4 protein-coding genes are annotated in these 6,663 nt (G+C 53.5%); all 4 read right to left on the bottom strand.

What is annotated here, in order from left to right:
* Positions 1 to 138: 138 nt before the first annotated feature.
* The 4 genes from HMPREF2907_RS11205 to HMPREF2907_RS11195 all read right to left on the bottom strand — a co-directional run bounded on the left by HMPREF2907_RS11205 (position 139) and on the right by HMPREF2907_RS11195 (position 5,399).
* Positions 139 to 1,995: an ABC transporter ATP-binding protein gene (locus HMPREF2907_RS11205; protein ID WP_016687111.1), complete on the bottom strand. Its 1,857-nt coding sequence runs from the start codon at positions 1,993 to 1,995 to the stop codon at positions 139 to 141.
* Between the two features lie 278 nt (positions 1,996 to 2,273).
* Complete coding sequence (locus HMPREF2907_RS13635; RefSeq protein WP_016687112.1) at positions 2,274 to 2,402, bottom strand: hypothetical protein; 129 nt, start codon at positions 2,400 to 2,402, stop codon at positions 2,274 to 2,276.
* A gap of 68 nt (positions 2,403 to 2,470) precedes the next feature.
* The gene (locus tag HMPREF2907_RS11200; protein WP_070682734.1) at positions 2,471 to 3,307 is read right to left on the bottom strand and encodes a GNAT family N-acetyltransferase; all 837 of its coding nucleotides are present in this window, start codon (positions 3,305 to 3,307) and stop codon (positions 2,471 to 2,473) included.
* Positions 3,308 to 3,845: 538 nt separating this feature from the next.
* On the bottom strand, positions 3,846 to 5,399 hold the full coding sequence (locus tag HMPREF2907_RS11195; protein ID WP_141754448.1) for a DNA recombination protein RmuC: 1,554 nt from the start codon (positions 5,397 to 5,399) through the stop codon (positions 3,846 to 3,848).
* Positions 5,400 to 6,663 lie beyond the last annotated feature (1,264 nt).

Genomic DNA, 6,663 nt, shown 5'->3' with positions numbered 1-6,663 from the left:
GTCCTGATTTAAAGTTAATCCACTATATACCCAAAAAAGAAGGGCGCAATCTTGCGCCCTGTCGAGATGATTTTGAACTGGGGTCGTCTGAAATTCAAAACCGGATTTTCAGACGACCTTTTGCTTACTGCAAGACACTCAATTATGTTCCCAATCGACGTGTTCGCTCAAGAAACCGCCGCTTTGGTGCGCCCAGAGTTTGGCGTAGAGGCCTTGTTTCTCGAGCAACTCGGTGTGGCTGCCTTCTTCTATGATGCGGCCTTTGTCCAAGACGATGAGCCTGTCCATCGCGGCAATGGTGGAGAGGCGGTGGGCGATGGCGATGACGGTTTTGCCGTCCATCATTTTGTCGAGGCTTTCTTGGATGGCGGCTTCGACTTCGGAGTCGAGCGCGCTGGTGGCTTCGTCGAGCAGCAGAATCGGCGCGTCTTTGAGCATGACGCGGGCGATGGCGATGCGTTGGCGTTGTCCGCCGGAGAGTTTCACGCCGCGTTCGCCGACGTGCGCGTCATAGCCGCGCCGCCCTTTGGCGTCGGAAAGGTTGGGGATGAAGTCGGCGGCTTCGGCGCGTTCGGCGGCGGAAATCATTTCGGCGTCGGTCGCGTCGGGGCGGCCGTAAACGATGTTGTCGCGCACGGAACGGTGCAGCAGCGAGGTGTCTTGCGTGACCAAACCGATTTGGGCGCGCAGGCTTTCTTGGGTCACGCTGTCGACGTTTTGCCCGTCAATCGAAATCGTGCCGCTTTGCGGTTCGTAGAAGCGCAAAAGCAGGTTGACGATGGTGGATTTGCCCGCGCCGCTGCGTCCGATCAAGCCGACTTTTTCGCCCGGGCGGATGGTGAGGTTGAAGCCGTTGAGCAGCGGTTTGCCTGCTTCGTAGGAGAAATCGACGTGTTCAAACTTGATTTCGCCTTGCGACACTTTCAGCGGCAGGGCGTTCGGCTTGTCGAGAATGGTGTGCGGTTTGGACAGGGTTACCATGCCGTCGTTGACGGTGCCGATGTTTTCAAACAATCGGGCGGATTCCCACATGATGTATTGCGACAGGCCGTTGACGCGCAACGCCATCGCGGTGGCGGTGGCAACCGCGCCGACGCCGATTTGTCCGTGATACCAAAGCCAGATGCCCAGCGCGGTCGTGCCGGCGGTCAGCGAGCTGTTGACGATGAAGCTGCATGTGTGCAGAAGCGTCGCCAAACGCATTTGGGCGTGTACCGTAACCATAAATTCTTCCATCGACTGCTTGGCGTAGGCCGCTTCGCGCGCGCCGTGGGAGAAGAGTTTGACGGTGGTGATATTGGAATAGGCATCGGTAATGCGGCCGGTCATCAGCGAACGCGCATCCGCCTGACGCGCGGCGGTTTTGCCGAGCTTGGGAATCAGGAAGCGCATCACCAAGGCGAAGCCGATAATCCAGCCGATAAAGGGCAGCAGCAGCCAGCCGTCGAACGAAATCAGAATCACGCCGGAAGTAATGAAATACACCAGCACATAAACAACCATGTCGGCAACCGTCATCACCACGTCGCGCATCGCCAGCGCGGTCTGCATGACTTTGGCGGACACGCGGCCGGCAAATTCGTCCTGATAAAAACCGAGGCTCTGCCCCAGCATCAGGCGGTGGAAATTCCAGCGCAGGCGCATGGGGAAAACGCCTTGCAGGGTTTGCAGGCGCACGTTGGACGCGAGGAAGGTCCAGAGGGCGAAAAACACCATCATTCCCGCCATCGCCGTCAACGCCCAGCCTTTTTCGGCAAACAGGGTGGCAGGCGTGTATTTGCCGAGCCAGTCCACGACTTTGCCCATAAATTGAAACAACAGGGCTTCCATGATGCCGATACCGGCGGTAAACACCGCCAAGACGGCAATCCATTTGCGCACGCCTTCGATGTTGCTCCAGACAAACCGCCACAGCCCTTTTTCAGGCGTTTTCGGGGCGGCTGCGGGATAGGGGTCGATTCGGGATTCGAACCATGAGAATATTTTTTGAATCATTGTATTGTTTTGATTGAGATAGAGTGGATTTCAGACGACCTCTACGGTGGGGACGGGTTGCCAGAAAACAAGTATCGGGGGTTAAAGACATTATTTTACGGGAAAAACCGGCGGGAAGACACCGCGAAGGAGAAATGGGAACGATAATTCGGCAGATGTTTTGCCGAGAGTGTGTTTGCCAATCTGATTTGGGTTTTGCCGAAACAAAGGTCGTCTGAAAATCCGAATGATGTTTTCAGACGACCTTTGAGTTATCGCGGGTTCACTATTATGACAGTTTATCGGGTACGGCTGCTTTCGATGCCGGTTTTGATTTCGCCATAGACTTGCGAGCTGCCGCCCGATCCCGTTGCAGAAGTACAGGCGGCAAGGAAGAAGAGGGCGGTGAGGCTGAGGACGGTTTTCATGGGGTTCCTTTCTTAGGAGTGAAAGAGGCCGTCTGAAACCGTATTTGGTCTTCAGACGGCCTTTTGGGTCATTTAGGATCGCAGCGGAAATGGTATGCGCTGATTTCGAAACCGTTTTTGAAATACAGGCGGTGCGCATCGGCTCGGTTTTGATTGACGTGGACGTTAAGGTGGATTTTGGTCACGCCTGTTTCCGCGCCAATTTTGCGGACTTCAGCCAAAAGGCGGGAGGCGTAGCCTTTGCGGCGGCTTTGCGGCAGGGTAACGATGTCGTCGATGTGGATATGGCGGCCGCTGGCGAGGTTGCAGGATTCGCGGAAGCCGCAGACGGCGACGGCGTTGTGTTTGCCTTCTTCGAAAATACCCAAGAGGCGATAGCCGGCGGGGCGTTGGACGGTGTTGATTTGTTCGGTGAACTTGCTGATGTCGGTCAATGAAGAACGCAGGACGCTGAGGGCGGCGAAGGCGGTGGATGTGTCTTCGGGCGGGATTTCGCGCAAAATGTAGTCGGCAGCGGCGGCTTGGACCGGCGCTTTTTCGGCGGCGTGTTTTTCTTCGATGGCTTGCGCCAGCGGGACGCGTTCGGCAGGTTCTCCTTGCGCTTTGGCTTCCTGTTCTTTCAAAAGCTCTTTGCAGTCGATGATGCGCAAGTCGTTGTCGGCGGCAAAGTCCATCAGGAAACGGAACATCTGCGGATTGTCTTCTTCGAGTTTCTTATCGATGGCGACGCAGCGGACGTTGTCCACCAGAATGGGGCGCACCCAGTTGGAGTAGGACAGCCGGTTGTCTTTGGTGAATGAGGACAATATGCCGCACAGGCGTTCTGCCCAGTCGCTGGGACGGAAAATCTTGCCTTTGTTGGTTGTGCCGTAAATCACGACTTCGTAGGGGTTGCAGACTAACATGGCGGTTTCCTGTGTAGAGTTTGAAATTAGGGCGGACACATGAAAAGAGGATATTCAAATTGCCGCTGTTCCTTTTGCGGGAAGGACGGCGCGGGTCATTCCTGTTTGAATGTACGGTCAGATAGTGGGCGGGATAAACTGCTTTGTGTCCGTTTTTGATTGATTTCACTATAAGAATGTTCATGATTATACCGCACAGTCCGGGCTTCGTGGCAGTCGGGCGGATGTATGCCGCCTTTGAGGTCGTCTGAAACTGAAAGAAGCCGGTTTTGCTGAAACAAATAAAGCGGTGCTTGTCCGAACCTTTTTCAGACGACCTGTTTGCCGCAGCGTTGTTTTCTCCGTCCTGCCAACCTGCTTGCATTGATACTGCTTAATTACTTAATTATCGGCTCTCATTCCTGCCCCGCACAGGCGTAGGCGGGAGGCGGTTGACGGCCGGTGTCGTTCAAAAGCAAAGCGAATCAGTTAAAAATAAAAAAGACGCATCATGCGCCCTTTTTGTCTTTGATACGTCGTCTGAAATCCGACTCAGCCTTCAATCTTCTTCGCCTTCCTGCAAACCCTTATCCTGCAAAGTATCCTGCAAAGCAGACTCTTGGGCGGTTTCCACCAAATCGCGTTGCAGGCGTTTGGTGGTTTTCACGCCCAGCGCGCGCAGTTTTTCGGCGCGGCTGACGAGGTTGCCGCGTCCTTGCGAGAGCTGTTTGAAGGCTTGTTGGAACTGGTTTTGCGCTTGGTCGATGTTTTTGCCGACGGCCTCAAGTGTTTGGATGAAGCCGGTGAATTTGTCGTAAAGCCTGCCGCCTTCAGCCGCGATGGCGAGGGCGTTTTGGTTTTGCTGTTCGTTGCGCCAGATGTGGGCGACGGTGCGCAGGGTGGCGAGCAGCGTACTCGGGCCGACCGGCATGATGCGCTTGTCGAAACATTCTTGGAACAGGGCGGCATCGTGTTGCAGGGCGAGCAGGTAGGCGGGTTCGACGGGGATGAACATAAACACGAAGTCCAGCGTGCGCACGCCTTCGAGGTCGGTATAGTCTTTTTGCGACAGGCTGCGGATGTGGGCGCGGATGCTGGCGACGTGGGCGGCAAGTTCGCGCTCGGCGGTTGCGGCGTCGGCGGCTTGGGTATAGCGGACGTAGGCGGTCAGCGAGACTTTGGAGTCGATGACGATTTGTTTGCCTTCGGGCAGATTGACGAGGACGTCGGGCTGGAGGCGGCGCGCGCCGTCTTCTTCTTGGCGGACGGCAGTGGCTTGGACGGTGTATTCGCGTCCTTTTTGCAGGCCGGAATGTTCCAAAACGCTTTCCAAAATCATCTCGCCCCAGTTGCCTTGGGTTTTGTTTTGCGTGCCGGTGAGCGCGTCGGTGAGGGCTTTGGCGTCGCTGTGCAGTTGGGTGTTGAGGGTTTGCAGGCGTTTGAGTTCGTTTTCGAGGGTCAGCCGTTCGCGCGCTTCTTTTTCATAGGTTTGCTGAACCAGCTCGCTGAAGCCGTGGATGCGTTCGTTGAGCGGGTTCAGCAGTTGGCTGAGGTGGTCGCGGTTTTGCTCGGTGAAGCGGCGGCTTTTCTCTTCCAAAATGGTGTTGGCGAGGTTTTGGAACTGGTCGCCCAAGCTTTGTCGGGCTTCGGCAAGGAGCTTGAGCTTTTCGTCGGCGGCGAGGCGTTCCTGTTCGAGCTGGATGTGGAGGCGTTCGTTGCGGACGTGCAGGTTGTGCGCGTTTTCCTGAAGCTCGGCGTAATCTTGTTTCAGACGACCTGCTTCCTGTTCGCGCTCTTGAAGATAACCGATTTGGCGTTCGGCGGCGGCGAAGCGGTTGCCCAATTCCTGCAACTCGCCCTGCAAATCTTGGACATGATAGCGCGCGTCGGCAAGCTCGGATGCGGTTTGCGCCTGATTTTGTTCGGCAAACTCAAGATGCTGGCGGCACTCGGCAAGTGATTGCATCAGGGCAAACTGCTGCGTCTGCGCCTTGTTGCGGGCGAGCAGCCAAGTGATGAGCGCGCCGGACAAAAGGCGAGCGCGGCGGTTAGGAGGAGCGGGACATTCATAGGTCGTCTGAAAACGGAAAAAGCAAAAACGGCAATATAGCATGTTTGCAGGGCAAGCTCGCTGTGCACTTGAGTAGGATAGGGCGGAATGGCTGATAAACCGATGCCGGGCAGCGGATTTCAGAATGCAGGGCGAAGCAGTCGTACCGAATCAATTTGATGGGGGCGTAAACGGCATCGACGAAACAGAAAGCTTTTTCAGACGACCCCGCCAACCTATAAAGATAGGTAGGTCGTCTGAAAACCTAAAAACAAGCTTTACACGCTTCGCTGCGCCCAAATAGGGCTTTGACTGCCGACAGCTTGGAAAACCGCCCTCTTTGGGCAAAGCGAAATAAGCCGCAGCGCCGGATGAGAGATTTGCTGAGCAATTTCAGAAGAAAACAGCGGATTCCGGTTTGTCGGGCAGGGATTTTGGTTTCAGACGACCTGTTTTTGCCAAAAATAGATGGGTTATTTAAAAAATGGCAATGGCAATTATAGTCTTAGACTAAAAATCCAAAATCCAAGCGGAAAAGTGTTGTTTTTTATCTGATTGAAAAATAAAAGGAAAATTTAAAAATTTTCTAAAATGATGTAATTTGGCAACAAAAAATCCGAGAGTATCTATTCTAAAATAAATAATTTGTAATCGGCTTGTAACTAAGACATCGGTGTCATTCTTCAAGACATCGGTGTCATTTTCAAAAATAAAAATAATTTATCAAAATAATTACATTAAAGCATTAATACCGCTATTTTCTTTACAAAAAAACTGTATAATTTATCAATTAAGGCGGTATCATGGCTCCTGTCGATACGGCAGACACGCTGCCGACAAATGCAGATGTTGTTAAATAACATTTGGTAAGTATGAGAAAGGATTATCCGAAATGAAAAATTTATTGACCTTAGCCGCAGCCTCTTTAATCGGTATGGCCGGTGTTACCGCTTCAGCCTCTATGGTTGCCCGCAATATCGAAACCGTTGCAAAAAAATAATTTGAAAACAAACGAAATATTTTAAACGCTTCCCAAACCCTCACAAACAACCTTCTCGCCCGCGGCGGAGCGGCTTTCGGCTTTCAACAGATTCCGGCATCAGATGCCGGCACAAGCGCGAACCGCAGACCGCCCAGTTCGGCGGCGGGAACAAAAGAAAGAGAGATGACCATGAAAAACTTAATTAAATTGGCAGCCGCCTCCCTGATTGGCATGTCCGGTCTGACCGCCAGCGCGATGACCGCCGCCAAAAACATCGCCGAAGCCGGCAAATAATCAGCCGACCCGACGATATATTGGATTAACAAAAATCAGGACAAGGCGACG

This window comes from Neisseria sp. HMSC055H02, from assembly GCF_001813335.1.
GTDB lineage: Bacteria > Pseudomonadota > Gammaproteobacteria > Burkholderiales > Neisseriaceae > Neisseria > Neisseria sicca_C.
Note: the sequence above shows the minus strand (reverse complement) of the source record. Positions and strands in the feature narration are given on the sequence as shown.

Bases quoted from the DNA above. Each gene is read 5' to 3' on its own strand.
- HMPREF2907_RS11200 (WP_070682734.1), bottom strand. From the start codon at position 3,307: ATGTTAGTCTGCAACCCCTACGAAGTCGTGATTTACGGCACAACCAAC.
- HMPREF2907_RS11195 (WP_141754448.1), bottom strand. From the start codon at position 5,399: ATGCTATATTGCCGTTTTTGCTTTTTCCGTTTTCAGACGACCTATGAA.
- HMPREF2907_RS13635 (WP_016687112.1), bottom strand. From the start codon at position 2,402: ATGAAAACCGTCCTCAGCCTCACCGCCCTCTTCTTCCTTGCCGCCTGT.
- HMPREF2907_RS11205 (WP_016687111.1), bottom strand. From the start codon at position 1,995: ATGATTCAAAAAATATTCTCATGGTTCGAATCCCGAATCGACCCCTAT.